The sequence below is a fragment of the Streptomyces sp. NPDC005774 genome (assembly GCF_042871645.1).
GTDB lineage: Bacteria > Actinomycetota > Actinomycetes > Streptomycetales > Streptomycetaceae > Streptomyces > Streptomyces pratens.
Map to the genome: position 1 here is coordinate 57,512 of NZ_JBIAIV010000022.1, position 20,972 is coordinate 78,483.

Genomic DNA, 20,972 nt, shown 5'->3' on the forward strand with positions numbered 1-20,972 from the left:
ATGGAGAAGGCAGTGAACGAGGAAGTGCGCCGCGAGGCGCGCGAAGGATCGCGGACCGGCGAGGACATACCGGCCGGGGACGTACCCGCCGGGGACGTCTGGTCCGGGAGCTGGGTCGCCGAGCGCCTCGGCGTCGAGCTGGCGGGCGACGACCGGCTGACCGGGCTGCTCGGGCTGGCACTGCGCCGCAACCCCAAGCGGGCGCACCTGCTGGTGTCCCACGTCCTCGGCAAGCACGTACCGCAGTCGCCCGCCGTCGTGTACGGCCACGGCGTCGCCCTGGGCCGCCGGGTCCGCGAACTGCTCGGCGAACAGGCGCACCGGGCGGTGGTCCTCGGGTACGCCGAAACCGCCACCGGCCTCGGCCACTCGGTCGCCGACGGTCTGGGCGTCGCCCCCTGCCTGCACTCCACCCGCCGCCCGGTCCCCGGGGTCGCCACGGCGGGCGGCTTCGAGGAGTCCCACTCCCACGCCACCTCGCACCTGCTGCTCCCCGAGGACCCCGGACTGCTGGCCGGGGACGGGCCGCTGGTCCTGGTCGACGACGAGTTCTCCACCGGCAACACGATCCTGAACACCATCCGCGACCTGCACGCACGCCACCCCCGGCGGCGGTACGTGGTCGTCGCCCTGGTCGACATGCGCTCGCCCGCCGACACCGGCCGGCTGGACGACTTCGCCCGCGGGATCGGCGCCCGTGTCGACCTGGTGACGACCCTCTCGGGCACGGTACGGCTCCCGGAGGGCGTGCTGGAGAAGGGGAGGGAGCTCGTGGCCCGCCAGGAGGCGGAGGAGGCCGCACAGACGGCGGCCGGGACGGCACCGCGGGCCGGCCGGGTCGCACGCTTCGAACTGGGCTGGCCGGACGGGCTGCCCGACGGCGGGCGGCACGGGTTCACGCCCGCGCACCGCGCCCGCCTGGACGACGCCCTGCCCGCCATGGCCGACAGGCTCGCCGACGCCCTGCCCGACGGCGCCCGCCGCGTCCTCGTCCTCGGCTTCGAGGAACTGATGTACGCCCCGCTCCGCCTCGCCCACACACTGGAGCAGAAGCTGGAGCAGAAGCGGGGAGAGAAGCGGGGAGAGAGTCCGGAGCAGACACCGCCCGCCCGGAAGGCCGGTGCCGAGGTCCGCTTCTCGACCACCACCCGCTCGCCCGTCCTCGCCGTGGACGACCCCGGCTACGCGATACGCACCCGGCTGGCCTTCCCCGCCCACGACGACCCCGCCGACGGCCCCGGCGAGCGCTACGCCTACAACGTCGCCGGAGCCGGCTTCGACACCGTCGTCGCCGTCGTCGACTCGGCCGCGGACACCCCCGCCCTGCACGTGCCCGGCGGGCTGCTGACCGAACTCGCCGCCCACACCCCGCAGGTCCTCCTCGCGGTCGTGCCGTCGTACGCACCCGCCCCACCTGACGCGCCGGCCGGACCGGACGCCCCGGGTTCCCCGGCCGCCCCCGAAAGGCCCGCACCCATGCTGCCCGAGCCCCTTCGCGGCCCCGCCTTCTCCTCGTACGCGCCCGAAGAAGTCGGCTGGCTGCTCCAGGACCTCTCCGACGTCACCCTGGAGGCACCCACCGAGGAGCGCGAGGAGGCCATCCAGAGCGGCGGCGCGCACTACGCCGAGTCCCTGCCCGTCGAATACCAGCCGAGCGTGGACTACCAGGAGCTGTTCCGCGCGGCCCTGCACACCTCGGCGGCCCGCCTCGCCCACGCGGTCGGCGTGGTCACCGAAACCGTGCTCGCCGAGAGGTCCCCGCGCCCGGTGCTCGTCTCCCTGGCCCGGGCCGGCACCCCCATCGGCATCCTGATGCGCCGCTGGGCCCAGTACCGCCACCGGCTCGACCTCCCGCACTACGCCGTCTCCATCGTCCGCGGCCGGGGCATCGACGCCAACGCGCTGCGCTGGCTGGCCGCCCACCACGACCCCCGAGACGTCGTCTTCGTCGACGGCTGGACCGGCAAGGGCGCCATCACCCGCGAACTCGCCCAGGCCGTCGAGGAGTTCGAGAAGACCCACGGCGTCACCGGCTTCGACCCGGAGATCGCGGTACTGGCCGACCCCGGCTCCTGCGTGCGGACGTACGGCACCCGCGAGGACTACCTGATCCCGTCCGCCTGCCTCAACTCGACCGTCTCCGGCCTCATTTCACGCACCGTCCTCCGCGCCGACCTGGTCGGCCCGGACGACTTCCACGGCGCCAAGTTCTACCGCGAACTCGCCGGCGCGGACGCCTCGGTGGCCTTCCTGGACGCCGTCTCCGCCCGCTTCCCCGAAGTCACGGACGACGCCTGCGCCCAGGCCAAGGAACTGCTCGCCACCGACCGCACCCCCACCTGGGAGGGCTGGGCCGCGGTCGAACGCATCAGTGAGGAGTACGGGATTCACGACGTGAACCTCGTCAAGCCCGGCGTCGGCGAGACCACCCGCGTCCTGCTGCGCCGCGTGCCGTGGAAGATCCTCGCGCGCGCCGGAGCCGGCCACGACCTCGACCACGTACGGCTGCTGGCCGAGCAGCGGGGCGTCCCCGTCGAGGAGGTCGCCGAACTGCCCTACACCTGCGTCGGCCTGATCCACCCCCGGTACACGCGCGGCGCGACCGGCGCCGACGGCAGGGCGGTGACGTCCTGATGACCGTTCTCGTCGCCAGCGACCTCGACCGCACCCTCATCTACTCCGCCAACGCCCTCGCCCTGACCGGACCCGACGCCGAGGCCCCGCGCCTGCTGTGCGTGGAGGTCTACGAGAGCCGACCGCTGTCCTACCTGACGGAGACGGCGGCCCGGCTCCTCACCGAACTCGCCGACACCGCCGTGTTCGTACCGACCACCACCCGCACCCGCGAGCAGTACCGGCGCATCAGCCTCCCCGGCCCCGCACCGGCGTACGCGATCTGCGCCAACGGCGGCCACCTCCTGGTCGACGGCGAGAGCGACCCGGACTGGCACGCACGGGTGAGCGCCCGCCTCGCCGCCGAGTGCGCCCCGCTCTCCGAGGTACGCGGCCATCTGGAGCGGACCGCCGACCCGGCCTGGACGCGCAAGCACCGCGTCGCCGAGGACCTCTTCGCCTACCTCGTCGTCGAGCGCGAGCTGCTGCCCGAGCAGTGGGTGAAGGAACTCGCCGTCTGGGCGGAGAACCGCGGCTGGACGGTCTCCCTGCAGGGCCGCAAGATCTACGCCGTACCCAAGCCGCTCACCAAGAGCGCGGCCATGCGCGAGGTCGCCCGCCGCACCGGTGCCGACCTCACCCTCGCCGCCGGCGACTCGCTCCTCGACGCCGACCTGCTGCTCGCCGCCGACCGGGGCTGGCGCCCCGGCCACGGTGAACTGGCCGACGCCGACTGGACGGCCCCCGGGATCACCGCGCTCCCCGAGCGCGGGGTCGTGGCCGGGGAGGAGATCCTGCGGGAGTTCCTGGGAGCGGCGCGCCAGGGCCGGTGAGGCGGCCCCCGCGGGCGGCCCCCGCGGGCGGCCTCAGTGGGGCGGCGGCCTCGGCGAGGCCGCCGGGGAGCTGTGAGCGGAGTCAGCCGTGGCGTCCCCGGCCGGCCAGGTCGTACCGGTCGGCGGGGTCGTCCTCCTCGGGGGAGTCCGACGGCCGTACCTCTTCCGTGCCCGCCTGCCGGTCGCGCCGCCTGCGGCCGGCACCCGGCCGCAGCATCCGCAGGACGAAGAACGCGAGCACCGCCAGCGCGGCCAGGCCGAGGACCACCTTCGAGTAGGCCGACACGACGGTCGTGACCTGCTGCCAGTTCTCGCCCAGCGCGTAGCCCGCGAGCACGAAGACGGTGTTCCAGAGGGCACTGCCCAGCGTGGTCAGACCGAGGAACACGGACAGCCGCATGCGCTCCACACCGGCCGGCACCGAGATCAGCGAGCGGAAGATCGGGATCATCCGGCCGAAGAACACCGCCTTGGTCCCGTGCCGCAGGAACCACGCCTCGGTCTTCTCGATGTCCGAGACCTTCACCAGCGGCAGCCGCCCCGCGATCGCCACCGTCCGTTCCCGGCCGAGCAGCGCACCCACGCCGTACAGCGCGAGCGCACCGATCACCGAACCGGCCGTCGTCCACAGCAGTACGGCGAGCAGGCCCATCCGCCCGCTGCTCGCGGCGAACCCGGCCATCGGCAGGATCACCTCGCTCGGCAGCGGCGGAAAGAGGTTCTCCAGCGCGATGGCGAGCCCCGCCCCCGGCGCACCCAAGGTGTCCATGAGGTCGTTGACCCACTGGGGCCCGGCTTCCCCGCCCGCTGCGGCGGACACGGTGTGCGCTGCGACGGCTGTCATGCAGGCAACCGTACGGAGCCGCAGTTGAAGAGAACCTGAGGAAGATCCCCGACAGCTCCCTGGCCGCGCCCCGACGCCCGGGTGCCGCCGGGGCGGGGGCGGTCAGCCGCAGCAGCCTCCGCCGCAGCAGCCCCCGCCACCACCGCCTCCGCCCGCGCGGGGAGCGGCAGCCGGTGCCTGGGCGGCACCGCCCACGGCGACCGTGGACAGGAGCTTCACGGTGTCGTCGTGTCCTGCCGGGCAGTCGGCCGGGGCAGCGGATTCGGCCATGGGACGGCTCAGTTCGAAGGTGTCGCCGCAGGTCCGGCAGCGGTACTCGTAGCGAGGCATGAGTACAGGCTAACCGGCGGACGGCGGTTGTGGCCCGTGGCCCGTGGCGGTGGCCGCCGGCCGAGGTGCGTGGGCTGCGGGGCGCGGGCCGATGGCCGCGGGCTGCGGCTGCGGGTTGTAGCGGGGGCGGCCGGATCCGTACCGGTCAGCCGGCGGAGCCGCCCCGGTCCTCACGGATCAGGGCCACCACCCGTGCCACCGACTGTCTGACCGCTTCCGTCTCCGTCAGGAAGTGCCAGTAGTCGGGGTGGCGGCCCTCCAGCGCGGCGACGGCCCGCTCCAGCCGGGCCACGGCACTGTCCAGCGGGTGTGCGTGGCGCGGGTCCGGGGTGTGACGGCCGGCCATGGCCAGGCGCTGGGCGTCCCGGATGGCGAAGCGGGTGCGTTCGATCTCCTGTTCCGGGTCCTTCTGCACGGCGTTCAGCTGCCGCAGCCGGTCTCCGGCGGCGGACACGGCCTCGTCGGTCGTGTTCAGCAGCGCCCGTACGGTCGACAGCAGCGCGGTGGCGTCCGCCCAGCGCTGCTCGTCGCGTGCGGTGCTCGCCTCGGCGAGCTTGCTCTCGGCCTGCCGCACGTTCTCGGTGGCCAGGGCGGGGACGCCCTGGAGATCCTGCCAGCAGGCGGCGCTGAAGCGCCGGCGCAGCTCGCTGAGCACCGGTTCCACCTGCTCACTGCGGGTGGTGAGGGCCTGCGCGCGGGTGCGCAGGGAGACCAGCCGGCGGCCGGTCTCGGCGGCCTGTTCCGGCAGCCGGTCGGCCTCCGCGCGGATGGCCTCGGCCTGGCGGATGACCCGTTCGGCCCGCTCCAGGGTCTGCGGCACGCCGTGCTGCCCGGCGCCCTGGTTCAGCTTGGTCAGCTCCGTGGAGAGCGCGGCGAGCCGGGCGGCGAGATCATCGGCCCGCAGCTTCGCCGCACGGGCGGTGTCCAGCGCGTTCGACGCGGCGAGCAGCGCCTGACGGGCCCGCTCGACGGCGGGTGCGAGCCGGGCCAGCTGGGTCTCGGCCTTGCCGAGGAGGGGGCCGAGCCCGTCGGTGAAGCGGTCCAGTTCCCGCTTGACCCGGTCCAGCTCGCCCTTGGCGGCGGTCAGTTCGGTGCGGGCCCGGGAGGCGGCGGAGGCCTCCAGGTCGTGGCGGTCGAGATCATGGGCGTCGACGGCGTCGATGTAGGTGTGGCTGGCCTCGTCGATCCGGCGGCCGAGCGCCTCGAAGTCGGCGACGGCGCGGCGGGCGGCGGGGGAACTGTCCACGGCGGTGATCGTCTCGATGGAGATCCGCAGGTCCCGCTGGGCGGTGTCCAGCTCGTAGAACGCGGCCGCCGCCGCGTCCTTGGCGGCCTGCGCCTCGGCTCGCTGGTTCTCGGCCCGCCCGCCGAACCAGCGCCGGGTGCCGCCGCCGGCGAACGCGGCGGGCAGGGCCAGCACCGCCACCAGCGGCAGGACCGTCAGCGCGAGCGTGTCACGGAGCGGACCGGTGCCCCGGTCCCGAGTGACCCGGCCCCGGAAGACGGGGCCCTGCCTTCCGGGGCCCTGGAAGACGGGGCCCCGGAAGGCAGGGCTCCGGAAGACCGGAACCCCGGACAGAAGACCACGCGTACGGCCCACGCGTGGTCTCGACGGCGAGTACGGCTGCTCTGGTATCGCCGTCACATCCCTCTCCCGTACTGTCGTTCGCCCTTCCCGATGGCCATTGTCCCACCGGTGAGGGGCGAACACACGGGTCGGTCAGTCCGCCGTACGGACCGTGAGGCTCCCGTCGCCGGTGCGGACGTCCACCGCATGGGAGCTGGTGTCGTCGCGGGGCACCGACACCTTCTCGGCGCCGTCACCGGTCCCGGACGTCACCCGGTAGGCGGCCCGGGGCAGTTCGACGGTGGTGGAACCGTCGCCGCTGCGGGACTCCACCAGGTCGGGTACGGCGCTCAGCTCCAGACGGATCGAGCCGTCGCCGGTCCGGGCGCGCACCGTGCGGGACGCGACCTCGGCCCGCACCGATCCGTCGCCGGTCCGCAGGGTCAGGGGACCGGTGGTGTCGGTGACGTGTATGGAGCCGTCCCCGGTACGGATGTCCAGCGCGTCGCGGAAACCCCGGGCGCGCACACCGCCGTCGCCCTCCTCGACCTTCACGGCGACCCCGCGGGGCACCTCGACACGATGCTTGGCGGAGCAGTTGGCGACGACGCCGGAGCACTTGATCCGCAGCTTCAGCCGGTCGCCCTCCATCGACCAGGTGGCCTTCGGGTCCGTGCCGAGGGCGACGGTGCCCTGGAACCACCGGGTGACCTCGACCTTCCCCGACGGGCTTCGGTCCACGGCGACGATCTCGAGCGCCGAGTCGTCGGAGTCGACGGTGAGGGTGCTGCCCGGCAGGTCGAAGGACCGGCGGTCGGGGTCGGTGTCGTCCGCGGCCGACGCCCCGCAGGCCGTCAGCCCGCCGACGAGCACCACGGAGGCCCCGCCGAGGGCGACCGCGCGCAGGCGCACACCACGGGAGGAGCCGGCGGTGGCGCGGGTGGTACCGGTGGTACTGAACGTGCGGGTCGTGCGGGTCATGACGGTCTCCCCCTGGGACGGACGGTCGCGCTTTCCGGCGCTCTTCGACCGTACGGAGACGGGACCCGCAGGGGGATCCGGGCCACTCCCGGATTCGAGGTGGGGTTACCCCCAGGACGGAACCGGGGAAGAACGCTGAGGGGATCGGGGGGGGTGCCCCTATCTGTTTCGTCAACCCCGTCAGGGCCGGTTCGTGGAGGTTGATCCTGGCTTTCGGGAACGTCCCGCGAAGCGGGACGTTCCCGGCGGATCGGGTGCGCGGTGGGCAGTCCGGTGGCCGGCAGGGCCGGACTGGCCGTGCCGGCGTGCGGGCGTGATGGGGCCTGGAGGGCAGCAGCGGTGGAGCCGTCAAGCGGCGAGGCCGACGTCGTCGGGGGATGCGTGGTTCGTAGAGGGTGCCGGTGCGGATCATCGCGTGGATGACGTTCACGCGTTGCCGGGCCAGGCGGAGGATCGCCTGGGTGTGGGTCTTGCCGCGTGCTCTCTGACGGTCGTAGTAGATCCGGGAGGACGGGTCACTCTTGCAGCCGATCGCGGCGAACGCGGCCTGGAACAGGGCACGTTTGAGGAGCCGGTTGCCGCGGTGGGGTGCGTGCTCGCCGCGGATGGAGGTGCCCGAGGACTTCGTGGCCGGGGCGAGTCCGGCGTAGGAGGCGAGGTGTCCGGCGGTGGGGAAGCCGGTGCCGTCACCGATCGCGACGATCACCGCGGCCGTGGTCCTGACGCCCAGGCCGGGCAGGGACGTCAGGAGGTGGAAAAGAGGGAGGGCCTCCAGCAGGGCGGCGATCTCCTGCTCGGCCTGGCGTCGCTGGGCGTGGGCGGCGGCGAGCTGGGCGGCCAGGCCCGGCACGATCAGCGCGGACGCCTCGGTGCCGGGAACGACCAGGGTCTGCTCGGCGAGCGCGTCGAAGATCTCGGTGGCGAGGTGGTGGGCCTTGCGCGAGCCGTGCGCCCTGAGCAGGGCCTCGCACCGCGTGCGGCCGAGCTTCTTCAGCCGGGCCGGGGAGCCGTGCCGGGCCAGGAGGGCCTGGACGTAGGGGTAGGCCGGGCGCGGGCCGAGCACACGCTCAAGAGAGGGATGGATCTGGGAGAGCAGGCCGCGCAGCCGGTTGGTGGTGCGGTTGACCTCGCCGGCCAGGTCGTTGTCGTAGCCGGTGAGCATCGTCAGCTCGGCCAGCACCTCGTCGTCACGGTCCACCGCGCGCAGGGTGTGCGGCATGGACCGGGCGGTCTCCGCGATCACGAACGCGTCGCGGGCGTCGGTCTTGGCCTCGCCCGGGTGCAGGTCGGCGGCCCGCCGCATCGACAACCCGGGCAGGTAGGCGACCCGGCAACCCGCCGCGCGGGCCACCGTCAACGGCAGCGCGCCGATGTTGGCGACCTGGTCCACGATCACCAGGACGGTGCCGAACTTCGCCACCAGTCTGGTGAACAGTTCGAGCAGTTTCGGCTCGGTGTTGGGCAGCCGTTTGTCGTGCACGGTTCTGCCGTCCGCGGTCCGGCCGTGGGCGTGGTGGAACTCCTTGCCCAGGTCCAGGCCGAGGAAGAGATCTGTCGCGGTCGTGTCGACCATCTGCCCGTGCCCCTCGTCACTCGTGTCCCGTCTCCCGGCCGTCCCTGCGGCACCACACGCCGGCAACCACGTTACGCAGACATCCCCACCCGTAAAACGGTCCGGCATTGCGCCGGGCCGGGCGGTCGTCAGGCCCCTCATCAGCGGTCAAGCGGTGCCCCGAAGCCCGGCGGCAACACCCCCCAGGTCATCGACTTCGACAGGGGGCACACAGCCATACCGGGCCCGGGGGCCAGGCGCCCCATTGCGGGGCCACGAAAAAGGTAACGGGGGAACCCGCCCGGACGGATGAGGAAGGACCCGGGAGCCGGGATCGTTCCCCGGGCCATGTAGGCTGTCGAATCGGTCTGGGCGGTGCGCCCGGGTCCCGGGTGCGTAGCTCAGGGGTAGAGCGCCTGCCTTACAAGCAGGATGTCGGCGGTTCGAAACCGTCCGCGCCCACCGCATCGCGAGCCCGCGGTCTCGCGGGAACAGGGTCCTCCGGAGCAGCTCCGGAGGACCCTGTTCCGTTCGTGGTGCCGTTCGTACCGGGGGTGTCCCTACGGGGACGGTTCCGTCCCGCCCGGCGACGGCGCTGTCCCGTGCGCGTGCTTCAGCCGGGAGCGGGCGTGGACGCGGTCGGCGCCGGTCAGCTCCGCCCAGTACCGATGGGTGCTGACGAACACCACCAGCTCGTGCTCCCGACTCCGGAGGAATTGCATCCTGCGTAGGGCGGCGCGGAGCGCCGCCGCGTCGCTTCGTAAAGCTTCCGCGACGGTGCCGCGCTCAGTCGGGCCGGTTCTGGTTCTCGATGTACTCCTTGACCACTGCCAGTGGTGCGCCACCGGCGGAGGCGGCGAAGTAGGACGGGGACCAGAAGTGTTCGCCCCACAGGTACCGCTTGATGTGGTCGTGGAACTCCTTGCGGAGGTAGTGGGCGGAGACGCCCTTGAGGGAGCCCACCAGGGCGGACAGCTTGACCTGCGGTGGGTAGTGAACGAGGAGGTGGACATGGTCGCGTTCGCCGTTGAACTCCCGCAACTCGGCGTTGGCCTTGGCGCACACCTCGCTCATGATCTCTTCGCATCGGGTCAGGATCTCGTCGGTGAAGACGCCGCGCCGATACTTCGGGACAAAGACCAGATGCGCGTGCAGGGTGTGGACGACGCTGCGTCCCCTGCGGATATCGGGGTTTGGTTCCCATCGTGGCGACATAGACACGATGCTACGATGCACGGTGTGAAAGTCGTCGTGCAGGTCAAACTCACGCCGTCGCCCGAGGTGGCCACGGCACTTGAGGCGACCCTGCACGCGACCAACGACGCGGCGAACTGACTGTCTGTCCGCGCCCAGGGCCGGGAGGGTGACCGGGACCGCACGCGCAAGGCATTGCAGCCTTTCGCCTATGCCGAGCTGAAGGCGCGGGGGCTGTCGGCGCAGCCGGCACTGCATGTGATCAGGAAGGTGGCCGATGCCTACTCGACCCGCAAGGCGAACCTGAAGGCCGGGAACTACGGCAAGAAGGACTCCGATCGGTGCCGGCGCATCGCGAACACCCCGGTCCGCTTCCGCCCCGACGCCGCCCAGTCGTATGACGACCGGTGTCTTTCCTGGCAGTACGACCAGCAGACCGTGTCGGTCTGGACCACCAGCGGCCGTATCCGGGGTGTGCCGTTCGTCTGCTCGCCCGGCGCGTTGAAGACGCTGGCTGAGCGTCGCAAGGGAGAGAGCGACCTCGTCCGCCGTGACGGGGCCTGGTATCTGATCGCCACGTGCGAGATCCCGGCCGCCGATCCCAACATGCGGCCGAACGGCTGGATCGGCGTGGACCTCGGGATCGCGAACATCGCCACCACCTCGGACGAGGGGGAGCCGTTCGCCGGGCAGGAGCTGAACAAGTACCGGCGCCGGCAGCTCCGCATCCGCGCCGAACTCCAGGCACGGGGGACGAAGTCCGCCAAGCGGAAGCTGAAGAAGCGGTCCCGTCGTGAGGCGCGGCACGCCACGCACATCAACCACGTCATCTCCAAGCGCATCGTGACCGAGGCTGAACGCACCGGGCGCGGAATCGGTCTGGAAGACCTGACCGGTATTCGCGAACGGGTACGGCTCCGAAAGCCCCAACGGGTCGCGCTGCATTCCTGGGCATTCGCCCAGCTCGCCGCCTTCGTGCAGTACAAGGCAGAGCGAGCCGGGGTCCCGTTCGTCCAGGTCGATCCCGCCTACACGAGCCAGCAGTGTTCGTGGTGCGGGCACACGGAGAAGGCCAACCGTCCCACGCAGGAACTCTTCGCCTGCCGGTCATGCGGCGTCGTCGCGCACGCAGACCACAATGCGGGCCGCAACATCGCGGACCGCGCCGAACACGTCTGGGCTGCCGTCAACCAGCCCCATGCGGCGGACACCTCTGGTACTCCAGCTGCAAGCGCGGCCCTTCATCAGGGCTCGCGTAGTTGACAAGGGCCGACAGCTCGGCCTGGACCTGACGCAACTCCTCCTGACCGGCGAGGAGGTCACTCGGGAAGTCATAGGTCGCAGCCACGCATTAATGATACGTCTGTTCGATTTTGGAGGACGGGTCGACTCGGGGGTCTCCTCGCCCGGTTCGCCCGATCGGGCAAGCCCGGGTACGCGGTCGTCCGGTATGGCCGTCGAGGGCGTCCCGGGGTGAGACTGGGGGCATGTGCCGGAGTATCAAGACCCTGCGTCCGCCCGCGTTGTCCGAGGAGGCCACCGAAGACGAGATCCGGGCCGCCGCCCTGCAGTACGTGAGGAAGGTGTCCGGCTTCCGGGCGCCGGCCGCCCACAATCGCGAGGTCTTCGACCGGGCCGTGGACGCGATCGCCGAGGCCACGGCCGGCCTGCTGGACGGCCTGGAGGTGCGCGGCGCGGGCGCGAGCACGACCACGGCGCGGCAGGCGGGGTGGACGAAGAGGCGCGGTGGACGAGAAGGCGCGGTGGACGGGGGAGCGGGATGGGGGACGGGGCGAGTGGGTGAACGGCGTAGCGGGTGAAGAGGAGCGGGGCGGGCCCCCGTTACCCCGTTACGACGCCTCTACCGGTACGGGCTGCCTGCGCATCAGGTACGCCGCCCCCGCGCCCGCCCCGAACAGCGCGCCGACCGACACCGCGGTGGCGACCCAGGTCGCGCCCAGCCAGTGGGCGCCGAGGTAGCCGAGGGCCACGCTGTAGGCGGCCCAGGACAGGCCGGCCAGTGCCGACCAGGGCAGGAAGTCGCGGGCCCGGCGGCGGGCGGCGCCCGCGCCGAGCGAGACCAGTGAGCGGCCGGCCGGGGCGAAACGGGCGAGGACGACCAGACCGCCGCCGCCGCGGGCCAGAGCGGCGCCGAGACGTTCCTGCGCACCGGCCAGACGGCGGGAGCGGGCGATCGCCCGGTCCAGGCGGTCGCCGCCGCGCCAGGCGAGACGGTAGGCGACCAGGTCGCCCAGGACGGAGGCGGTGGCGGCGCAGAGCGTCAGGACCAGGATGTCGGGCACGTCGGTCGCGGTGCCCGCGGCGGCGGCCGTGGCCGCCGCGATCACGAGGACCCCGCTCGGCAGTACCGGCAGGAACACGTCAAGGAGGACCGAGAGGGCCACCACCGCGTAGACCCATGGGCTGCCGATCAGCGACCCGAAACTCTCCACCCGAACTCCCCGTTGCTCCCCCGTCGGCCAGACCGTGCCGCGGTGGCGCGGAGGAGCGGCAGGAGTGACCGTTGACAGTCACTGAGAGTACGCCGGACAGGTGACGGAAAGGTCACGAAGAGTTCGTGTGTACGACGCCGTGCCTATGTGTTGCCCTGCGTCCCTCCCGTACCTCACCCGCTCAGTTCGGTCTCCGTCACCCTTCTCAGCCGGACCTCCGGTCCCGGGCCCGGCTGCCCCGCGTCCGTCCCCGGTGCCGGGCGCTCCGCCGTGTGCGCGTGCTCCAGCCGCAGCACCGAGGAGCGTCCGCGCATCGTCAGCGTCATGAGCTGGTTGCCGAACCAAGGCCCGCCGGTCCTACGCCACTTGACCGGCGGTCGCCCCGAGTGCCCGTGCCGGGCGAAGACCCGGCCGAGGCCGCGGGCGACGGCGCTCCAGCCGAAGCGGAACCCGAGCCGGATCGACAGGGGAATGGAGTTGTGCACAGGGGAGCAGGTCAGCTGCACCACCCGGGCATCCGGCCCCCGCACCCGTCCCCGTCCGTCCCCGGACCCGCGCCCCCGGCCCTTCGTGTCCCAGCTCGGCTCCGCGACATACGCGTGATGGACATCACCGGAGAGAACACACACCGTCGCCGGCGCGTCCGGTCCCGTACCGGCCTCGGCGATCACCTCCGCCAGCTCCCCGAAGGACTCCGGGAACGCCGCCCAGTGCTCCAGATCCGCCGCGCGCCGCAGCCACTCCCCGAACCGCGCCCAGCGGGGCCCCTTGTCGCCCCGGGCCAGCACGGAGCTCCACCCCTCGACGTCGTGCACCAGATGCGGCAGCAGCCAGGGCAGGGACGTACCGATGAGGAGATGGTCGTACGCGCCGCGCCCGTCCAGAGCCTGTTCGCGCAGCCAGGCCGCCTCGGCCGGGTCGAGCATCGCACGCTCGCCCTCCGCCAGGACCCGGGCCGCCCGGCTGTCCACCATCAGCAGCCGCACCCGGCCGAAGTCGCGCCGGTAACTCCAGCGCACCGAGGCCGCGTCGGCCTCGGCCTTCGCGGCGAAGGCCCGCAGCACGTCCGTACCGTCGGGGCGTTCCCGCACGGACGCGTACAGCGGGTCCGCCGCCAGTTCGCGCGGGGAGAGGTTGCCGAGATGCTGGTACACCCAGTACGACATCAGACCGCTGTGCACCCGCTCGCCCCACCAGGACGTGGCCCGCATGTCGGCGACCCAGGAGGCGGAGGTGTTCCAGTCGTCGACCACGTCGTGGTCGTCGAAGACCATGCACGTGGGGACGGTCGACAGCAGCCAGCGCACCAGCGGGTCGAGCCAGGACTCGTAGTAGAGGTGGGTGTACTCCTCGTAGTCCGCCACCTGGTCGCCCGGCGGGGCCTCGAGGCCGCGGCGGGCGGCGAGATAGGCGCGCGTGGCGTCGGAGACCTCGTCCGCGTACACCTGGTCGCCCAGGAGGAGCAGCACGTCGGGCCGCTCGCCGTCCGGATCGGCGGCGATGCGCGCGGCCAGGCCGTGCAGCGCGTCGGGGCCGACGGGATCGGGTTCGCCGACCGGCGGGGACGCCCAGCGGCAGGAGCCGAAGGCGACCCGCACCCCGGCGCCGGCCTCCGCGCCGGGCGTGGAGATGACGGAGGGCGGCAGCGACGCGAAGGCCTCGTCCTCGGCCGGCGGCCACACGCGGGTGCGGTCGAGGAACACCTCGTACGGCGTCGCCGTGCCGGGTGTCAGGCCGGTCACCTCGACGAGCGCGTAGTGGTGCCCCGCGATCTGGAAGGTGCGGGCCGTCCCGCCGGGCCCGTCGGCGCAGCGCACCTCGATGGTGCCCGGCCGGCTCGTCTCGACCCAGACGGTCGCGGACGAACCGTCGATGTACCTCAGCAGCGGCCCGAGGCGCAGTCCGGTCATGGTGGTGCCCCTTCCTCCGTCGCCCCGTACGGTACGGAACGACGGAGGAGTACGGGGGATCTTGCGCCTGTTGCGGTGTACCGCGCGGTCAGCAGCTCGCGAGGTAGCCCTGCAGGGCGGACTTCTCGGCCGAGTCGACCGACAGGCCGTAGTAGTACTTCACCTGCACCCAGGCGCGGACGTAGGTGCAGCGGTAGGCCGTGCGGGACGGCATCCACTCGGCGGGGTCCTTGTCGCCCTTGGACTGGTTGACGTTGTCGGTGACCGCGAGGAGCTGCGGGCGGGTGAGGTCGTTGGCGAAGGCCTGGCGCCGGGCGGTGGTCCAGGAGCCGGCGCCGGAGTCCCAGGCCTCGGCGAGCGGGACGAGGTGGTCGATGTCGACGTCGGAGGCGGCGGTCCAGGTGGCGCCGTCGAACGGGGAGTACCAACTGCCGCTGGTGGAAGCGCAGGCGGAGTCGGTGACGACGTTCGTGCCGTCGCGCTTGAGGACCGTCTCGCGGGTGTTGCAGGTGCCGCTGATGGTGATCCAGTGGGGGAAGAGGTCACGGTTGTAGCCGGTGCGGCTTTCGGTGGACACGGTGAGCGAGGCGAGGTAGGTGCGGGCCGTGGAGCCGCTGACCGGGGTGGGGAGGGCGGCGGAGGCGCTCGGGCCGTTGAGCATTCCGGCGGAGGCTATGAGCCCGGTGAGCGCCGCGACTATGCTCAGGCGTCGACGCGCGTAGAACTTGGGCATGCGAACTCCCTTGTGGGGTGGGGGCGTTGGGGTGCGAGCAAGGGGAATGCTCGCCTCGCGGCGTTACGGGGAGGGGTGGACCCGGTGAGAACTTAATGACGTGTGCATGACGTGTCTAGACGTGCGGCGGTGCCGATGTGGTGTGGATGTCGTGCGGGCGTGACGTTTCTGCGGGCGCCCCGCCTCTACGGGCGGGGCACCGAAGGGTGTGCGGGGGGCGCGCAGGAGGGTGGGTGTGGCTGCCCGGCAGGCGCTCGGGCGGGTGCTCGGGCGGCGCTCGGGCGGTACTCGGGAGGGTGCTCGGACCGGCCTCGCGTACGATGGATGGCGCAGAGGGGGAGTAGCCCTTCGCCGGACCGTCGACATACTGCTCAGCCCGTCTGAGCCGGCGCCCGGAGGCAGGCCCCGTACAGGGGTCGGCCGGCGAGACCTTCGGCAAGCAGTGCACGCCCGTGCCCCTCGGCACGGGTGCCATGTGTGCTGCCGTGCCGAGGTGTCCCGTGGACACACACAGACTCTCGGTGGGGCAGCCCCGACCGATCGAGGAACCTTGATCAACCTGACCGTGACGGCCGTCGTGTTCGGCGTCGTCTTCCTCGCCGAGCTGCCGGACAAGACCGCGCTCGCCGGCCTCGTCCTCGGCACCCGCTACCGGGCCTCCTACGTCTTCGCAGGTGTCGCCGCCGCCTTCGCCGTGCATGTCGTGCTCGCGGTGGCGGCGGGCAGCGTGCTCACCCTGCTGCCGCAGCAGCTCGTGCACGCGATCACGGGCGTGCTCTTCCTGGGCGGCGCGGCGGTGCTGCTGTTCAGGAAGGACGACGACGACGAGGAGATCCGCAAGCCGGAGAACCAGTCCTTCTGGAAGGTGTCCGGGGCGGGCTTCATGCTCATCCTGGTCGCCGAGTTCGGCGATCTCACCCAGATCATGACGGCCAACCTCGCCGCCCGTTACGACGACCCGCTCTCCGTCGGCCTGGGTGCGGTGCTGGCGCTGTGGACGGTGGCCGGGCTGGGCATTGTCGGCGGAAAGGCCCTGATGAAGCGGGTTCCGCTCAAGCTGATCACCCGGATCGCGGCGCTGCTGATGCTGGGGCTCGGGGTGTGGAGCCTGTGGGAGGTGGTGACCGGCTGAGCGGGGCGGGGCGGGGCGGGGCGACGGGGCCGACGGGGCGGACGGGCGAGTCGGGCAGGGCCGGCGGGGAGGGTGGCACGAGCGGGGCGGCCGGCCGGTCGGCCGGTTCCGCCGACGGCTGCGGGGGCGACGGCGCGGCCAACGATCCGTGAACGGTCGGCGGGGGTGCTGGCGGGATGCCGGGCTTGTTTTGTATCGTGAATGAACAAAGTGGCTCCCGCCCGTTTTCCCTGACCGGCGGGCGGGGCCGCCTTGTCCCCCTCCCCGGGAACCGCACCGGGGCCCGCACCCGGGTCCCGCGCCCGGACCCCGCACCCGCGCTTTGGAGCTGCCGATGACGGCCACCGCCGTACTCACCGCCCGTGCCCTCCTGCTGGACATGGACGGCACCCTCGTCAACTCGGACGCCTCGGTCGAGCGCGTCTGGCGGCGCTGGGCCGAGCGGAACGGGCTCGACGGCGACGAGGTCATGAAGGTCGTGCACGGCCGCCAGGGCTACGCCTCGATGGCGCTGCTGCTGCCGAACCGGCCGGTGGAGCAGAACCACGCCGACAACGCGCGCATGCTCGCCGAGGAGACCTCGGACACCGAGGGCGTCGTCGAGATACCGGGCGCCCGCGCGTTCCTCGCCTCGCTCGACGGCTTCCCGCACGCCCTGGTGACCTCCGCCGACGTCGCCCTGTCCACGGCGCGGATGGCCGCCGCCGGGCTGGAGCGGCCCGAGGTGCGGGTGACCGCCGAGTCGGTCGGCGCGAGCAAGCCCGACCCCGAGGGCTTCCTCAAGGGCGCGGCGGAACTGGGCGTCGCCCCGGCCGACTGCGTGGTCTTCGAGGACTCCGGGGCGGGAATCGCCGCGGGACGCGCGGCCGGCATGCGGGTCGTCGGCATCGGCCCGCGCGCCGGGTTCCACGACCCGGACGTGGTCGTGCGCGACCTGACCCAGGTACGGGTGGAGCGCGGCGCGGACGGGACGATCCTGCTGCACATCACGGACGCCGGGCACGCGGGCTGACGCCGCCTGCCGCCGCCGCGCGGCGTTGAGGCCGGCGCGGCGCGTTCCGTCGCCTCAGCGGTTGTTCGTCTCCGCCTCCAGGCGGCTCCGGGTCTCCGGTCCGTACACACCCAGCTCGTCGCCGCGGACGCCCCGCGACCACTGGTAGTTGCGGACGGCGTCCTCCGTGCGGTGATTGAACCGGCCGTGGGCCGAGTCGTTGTACAGGTACACCTTGCTCAGGCGCTGCTGGAGGTCGGCGACCTCCGGACCCCGGTCGCCGCGCCTCAGCGTGGCGCCGGTGGCGTTGCCGTCGTCCGCTTCCTCCGTCTCCTCGGGGACGGCGGCCGGGGCGGTCGTCGTCGGGGCCGCGGAGGACTCCGCCGCGTTTGACGGGGTCGCCGAAGCGTCCGCCTCCGCTTCGTCCTCCGGCCCCGGCTCCGAGGCCGACGGCGACGCCGACGGGCTCGCGCTCCCGGACGGAGCGGCCGAGGCCGACGCCGGGGCGGACACCTCCGGTGAGCCGGAAGCGCTCGCGGCCGGCGCCGCCAGGGGCGCGTCGGACGGCGCGTCCGGCACGCTCGCCCGTACGTCCTTCGGCAGTGCGCCGTCCCGCGACGGCGTCTCGTAGGCGAACAACCCGCTCGCCCATCCGGCGCCCCCGACCACCGCCACGACGGCTCCGGCGGCCACGAGCAGCGTGGTGCGGCGACGGCGGCGGCCGGCGGAGGGAGCGGGTCCGCCGGCGTCCGGGGCCGGGCCCGTGTGCGGCCCTGCCGCGGCGGACACCGCCCTGAGGGGGCGCGTGGAGTCGAACAGGTTCAGGTCGGTGGCACTCGGCTCGCTCATGGGCGGCGCGAGAGGTGCGGCGAGGGGCGAGGGCTGAGGGGCCGTCACCGGAGTGGCCGAGGGGAGTACGGACGTCGCGTCCGGGTCCTCGGGAGCCCCTGGGGCTCCGGAGGCGACGGGAGTACCCGGAGTCCCGGGCGCGGTGAGTGCGTCCGGGGCGATGGCGCGCAGTTGCATGGTCGCGTCGGCCGGCTGCGGTGCACCGGGCGTCACCTGCCCGGCCTGCCCGGCCTGCGGGGTCTGCTCGTTCCGCGCCGCGAGCCCGCCGTGAGCCGCCGGTGCGTCCTGCCGGCTCGCATCGGGCTGGGCGGGGGGCTCTTCCGCCCTTTGCCCGGCCTGTTCGATCCGGTCGGCTTCTTGTCCGGCTTCAGGGGCCGGGGGGCGGCTGCCCCCCGGCGTGCCACCGCTGTTCGGCGTACCCGGTGCGGCCGGTGCGGCCGTCGTGTCGTCGTCGAGTTCGACGTACGGGCGGATGCGGAGCGGAGTGAAGTCCTCGGCCTCTGCCACCTGCGCCGTACGGGCGTCGCGGAGGGCGTCGGACGCGCGCAGAGTGCAGGCGCAGGAAGGGGTGTTGTCCCTGTTCCTGAACGCACCGCATTCCGGACACGGGGTGCCCGTCGAATCGTCCACGTGTACTCCCTCCCCTCGTGATCTCCAGAGATTATGCAGATCTTCTCCACATGCCGACGCACACGCCCCCGGAATGCGACCCTCCGGATGGGCTCGACAGGCCATAACCGGCCATACCGATCACGATGGACCGTGGAAACGAGAACCTGTGGAGGTGGTCATGTCCGGGGACGCGCACGGCAGGGCGGAGAGGGCGGGCAGCGCGCGGCCCTCGCCCGGTGCCGGTTCCGGACCGCCGGCCCCCGATGCCGCTCCGGGCGGCCCGGGTGGCCCGGGTGGTCCGGGTGGCCCGGGTGGTCCGGGTGGCCCGGGTGGTGTCGGCGGCCCCCACGAGCAGGTGCCCCGCAACGTCGTCGTCTCGATGAGCGCCCTGCTCCTCGGCCTGCTGCTCGCCGCCCTCGACCAGACCATCGTGGCCACCGCGCTGCCCACCATCGTCAGTGAACTGGGCGGTCTGGAGCATCTGTCCTGGGTGGTCACCGCGTATCTGCTGGCCTCGACCGCCGTGACCCCGCTGTGGGGCAAACTCGGCGACCAGTACGGCCGCAAGCGGCTGTTCCAGGGCGCCATCGTCATCTTCCTGGTGGGGTCCGCGCTGTGCGGCACGGCGCAGGACATGGCTCAGCTGATCAGTTTCCGCGCGCTCCAGGGGCTGGGCGGCGGCGGACTGATCGTGCTGTCCATGGCGATCGTCGGAGACCTCGTGCCGCCCCGTGAACGGGGCAAGTACCAGGGCATGTTCGGCGCGGTCTTCGGTACGACGAGCGTCCTCGGGCCACTGCTCGGCGGACTGTTCACCGAGCACCTGAGCTGGCGCTGGGTGTTCTACATCAACCTGCCCCTCGGGATCGTCGCCCTCGCCGTCATCGCGACGGTGCTGCACATCCCGCGCAGGTCGACCCGGCACGTCATCGACTACCTCGGCACCTTCCTCATCGCCTCCGTCGCGACCTGCCTGGTCCTGGTCGCCTCCCTCGGCGGCACCACCTGGGCCTGGGGCTCGTCGCAGATCATCGGCCTCGCGGTGCTGGGCGCCGTCCTCGCCGTCGCGTTCGTGGCCGTGGAACGCCGGGCCGTCGAACCGGTGCTGCCGCTGGGACTGTTCCGGATCCGCACCTTCACGCTCACCGTCGTGGTCAGTTTCATCGTCGGCTTCGCCATGTTCGGCACGAACGTCTATCTGCCGACGTTCCTCCAAGTGGTCCAAGGCACCAGCCCGACCATGTCCGGTGTGCACATGCTGCCGATGGTGGCCGGAACACTGCTGGCCTCGACCGCCTCCGGACAGATCGTCAGCCGTACCGGCCGCTGGAAGGTGTTCCCGATCGCGGGCACCGGCCTCATCACCATCGGCCTGCTGCTGCTCCACCAGCTCGACGAGAACAGCCCCATCCCCGTGATGAGCGCCTTCTTCTTCGTCTTCGGCCTGGGGCTCGGCCTGGTGATCCAGGTCCTGGTGCTGATCGTGCAGAACGCCGTCTCCTACCGGGACCTCGGCGTCGCCACCTCCGGCGTGACCTTCTTCCGGTCCATCGGAGCCTCCTTCGGCGTCGCCGTCTTCGGCATGATCTTCACGAACGGCCTCGACGACAAACTCACCGCCGCCTTCCGCGATGTCCGGCTCCCGCCCGGTGTCTCCGCCGACGCGCTGGAGTCCGACCCGCGCGGCATCGGAGGCCTGCCGGCCGCCCTGCGCCCGGAGGTCGTCCACGCGTACGCCTCCGCCATCACCGACGTCTTCCTGTACGCCGTTCCCCTCGCCCTCGTCGGGTTCGTCCTCGCCTGGTTCCTCAAGGAGGACAAGCTGCGCGCCTCGGTCACCGCGCCCGACGGCACCGAGATACTGGCCAGCAACCCGGTGGAGCGGTCCTCGTACGACGAGGTGTGCCGCGCGCTGTCCCTGCTCGGTACCCGCGAGGGCCGGCGCGACGTCTACCGGAAGACCACCACCCGCGCGGGCTACGACCTGCTGCCCGCGACGAGCTGGATGCTGCTGCGGATCAGAAGGCACGGCTCGGTGGAACCGGCCCTGCTCGCCGAGCGCAGCACCGTCCCGCTCGATGTCGTCATGGAGGCCGCCCGCCAGGCCGAGGTGCGGCACCTCGCCCGGCGCGAGGGCTTCGGCCTCGTCCTGACCGACGACGGGTTCGAGGCCGCCGAGCGGCTGGCGCGGGCCCGGGAGGAGTCCCTGGCCGAGCTGCTCGGCGACTGGTGGGGGCCGGACCGGCCCACCGATCTGGTGCAGCTGGTGCACGAACTGTCGGGAGAACTGGGCGGATCGAGCGGGGAACGCCCGCACGACGGCGGCGGACGTCCGAGGGGTGCGCGCGGCGGCCGCCCGGGTGCGCCGGTCGGCTGAG

The 20,972-nt window shown here is 72.6% G+C and carries 15 protein-coding genes, 1 tRNA gene and 2 pseudogenes; 8 read left to right on the forward strand and 10 right to left on the reverse strand.

Annotated features, from left to right (window positions below; genetic code table 11):
• Together ACFYQA_RS20750 and ACFYQA_RS20755 are read left to right on the forward strand one after the other, a co-directional pair.
• The gene (locus tag ACFYQA_RS20750) at positions 1 to 2,634 is read left to right on the forward strand and encodes a phosphoribosyltransferase (protein ID WP_388919678.1); all 2,634 of its coding nucleotides are present in this window, start codon (positions 1 to 3) and stop codon (positions 2,632 to 2,634) included.
• Complete coding sequence (locus ACFYQA_RS20755) at positions 2,634 to 3,446, forward strand: HAD family hydrolase (protein ID WP_388919681.1); 813 nt, start codon at positions 2,634 to 2,636, stop codon at positions 3,444 to 3,446. Before ACFYQA_RS20750 ends, ACFYQA_RS20755 begins: the two co-directional genes overlap by 1 nt.
• 82 nt (positions 3,447 to 3,528) lie before the next feature.
• On the opposite strand, the gene ACFYQA_RS20760 is transcribed toward ACFYQA_RS20755, so the two are convergent.
• From ACFYQA_RS20760 to ACFYQA_RS20780, 5 genes and pseudogenes are all read right to left on the reverse strand, one after another.
• Positions 3,529 to 4,290, reverse strand: coding sequence for a DedA family protein (locus tag ACFYQA_RS20760; RefSeq protein WP_388919684.1), 762 nt, complete (start codon positions 4,288 to 4,290; stop codon positions 3,529 to 3,531).
• Positions 4,291 to 4,392: 102 nt separating this feature from the next.
• On the reverse strand, positions 4,393 to 4,620 hold the full coding sequence (locus ACFYQA_RS20765; RefSeq protein WP_332427180.1) for a zinc ribbon domain-containing protein: 228 nt from the start codon (positions 4,618 to 4,620) through the stop codon (positions 4,393 to 4,395).
• A gap of 145 nt (positions 4,621 to 4,765) precedes the next feature.
• Positions 4,766 to 6,265 carry a hypothetical protein gene (locus tag ACFYQA_RS20770; protein WP_388919687.1) on the reverse strand — a complete coding sequence of 500 codons (1,500 nt, stop codon included), beginning with the start codon at positions 6,263 to 6,265 and terminating at the stop codon, positions 4,766 to 4,768.
• 75 nt (positions 6,266 to 6,340) lie between these two features.
• Complete coding sequence (locus ACFYQA_RS20775) at positions 6,341 to 7,168, reverse strand: DUF4097 family beta strand repeat-containing protein (protein WP_388919690.1); 828 nt, start codon at positions 7,166 to 7,168, stop codon at positions 6,341 to 6,343.
• Positions 7,169 to 7,538: 370 nt separating this feature from the next.
• Positions 7,539 to 8,741, reverse strand: a pseudogene (locus ACFYQA_RS20780) (IS110 family transposase); the annotation flags it as partial.
• Between the two features lie 369 nt (positions 8,742 to 9,110).
• Between ACFYQA_RS20780 and ACFYQA_RS20785 the strand changes: the two are divergent.
• Positions 9,111 to 9,182 (forward strand) — tRNA-Val (locus tag ACFYQA_RS20785).
• A gap of 324 nt (positions 9,183 to 9,506) precedes the next feature.
• Here the strand turns inward: ACFYQA_RS20785 and tnpA are convergent.
• Positions 9,507 to 9,935 (reverse strand): IS200/IS605 family transposase, encoded by a 429-nt coding sequence (gene tnpA, locus ACFYQA_RS20790; RefSeq protein WP_386404260.1) that lies wholly within the window; start codon positions 9,933 to 9,935, stop codon positions 9,507 to 9,509.
• A gap of 174 nt (positions 9,936 to 10,109) precedes the next feature.
• Between tnpA and ACFYQA_RS20795 the strand changes: the two genes are divergently transcribed.
• Together ACFYQA_RS20795 and ACFYQA_RS20800 are read left to right on the forward strand one after the other, a co-directional pair.
• A complete protein-coding gene (locus tag ACFYQA_RS20795; RefSeq protein WP_388919693.1) occupies positions 10,110 to 11,177 on the forward strand; it encodes an RNA-guided endonuclease InsQ/TnpB family protein in 1,068 nt (355 codons plus the stop codon).
• A 224-nt stretch (positions 11,178 to 11,401) separates the two neighbouring features.
• Positions 11,402 to 11,626: pseudogene (locus ACFYQA_RS20800) on the forward strand (DUF2277 domain-containing protein); the annotation flags it as partial.
• A gap of 138 nt (positions 11,627 to 11,764) precedes the next feature.
• Here ACFYQA_RS20800 and ACFYQA_RS20805 read toward each other — a convergent pair.
• From ACFYQA_RS20805 to ACFYQA_RS20815, 3 genes are all read right to left on the reverse strand, one after another.
• A complete protein-coding gene (locus ACFYQA_RS20805; protein WP_388919696.1) occupies positions 11,765 to 12,367 on the reverse strand; it encodes a DedA family protein in 603 nt (200 codons plus the stop codon).
• Between the two features lie 173 nt (positions 12,368 to 12,540).
• On the reverse strand, positions 12,541 to 14,277 hold the full coding sequence (locus ACFYQA_RS20810; RefSeq protein ID WP_388919699.1) for an alkaline phosphatase D family protein: 1,737 nt from the start codon (positions 14,275 to 14,277) through the stop codon (positions 12,541 to 12,543).
• An 88-nt stretch (positions 14,278 to 14,365) separates the two neighbouring features.
• Entirely contained in the window at positions 14,366 to 15,010 is a 645-nt protein-coding gene (locus ACFYQA_RS20815; RefSeq protein ID WP_388919702.1) for an HNH endonuclease family protein, read from the reverse strand.
• Positions 15,011 to 15,560: 550 nt separating this feature from the next.
• Here ACFYQA_RS20815 and ACFYQA_RS20820 point away from each other — a divergent pair.
• Entirely contained in the window at positions 15,561 to 16,142 is a 582-nt protein-coding gene (locus ACFYQA_RS20820; protein ID WP_388919705.1) for a TMEM165/GDT1 family protein, read from the forward strand.
• 334 nt (positions 16,143 to 16,476) lie between these two features.
• The gene (locus ACFYQA_RS20825) at positions 16,477 to 17,154 is read left to right on the forward strand and encodes an HAD-IA family hydrolase (protein WP_388919708.1); all 678 of its coding nucleotides are present in this window, start codon (positions 16,477 to 16,479) and stop codon (positions 17,152 to 17,154) included.
• Positions 17,155 to 17,208: 54 nt separating this feature from the next.
• On the opposite strand, the gene ACFYQA_RS20830 is transcribed toward ACFYQA_RS20825, so the two are convergent.
• Positions 17,209 to 18,612 carry a peptidoglycan-binding protein gene (locus tag ACFYQA_RS20830; RefSeq protein ID WP_388919711.1) on the reverse strand — a complete coding sequence of 468 codons (1,404 nt, stop codon included), beginning with the start codon at positions 18,610 to 18,612 and terminating at the stop codon, positions 17,209 to 17,211.
• Positions 18,613 to 18,772: 160 nt separating this feature from the next.
• Here ACFYQA_RS20830 and ACFYQA_RS20835 point away from each other — a divergent pair, with 160 nt between their 5' ends.
• The gene (locus tag ACFYQA_RS20835) at positions 18,773 to 20,971 is read left to right on the forward strand and encodes a DHA2 family efflux MFS transporter permease subunit (protein WP_388919714.1); all 2,199 of its coding nucleotides are present in this window, start codon (positions 18,773 to 18,775) and stop codon (positions 20,969 to 20,971) included.
• Position 20,972: the final 1 nt, after the last annotated feature.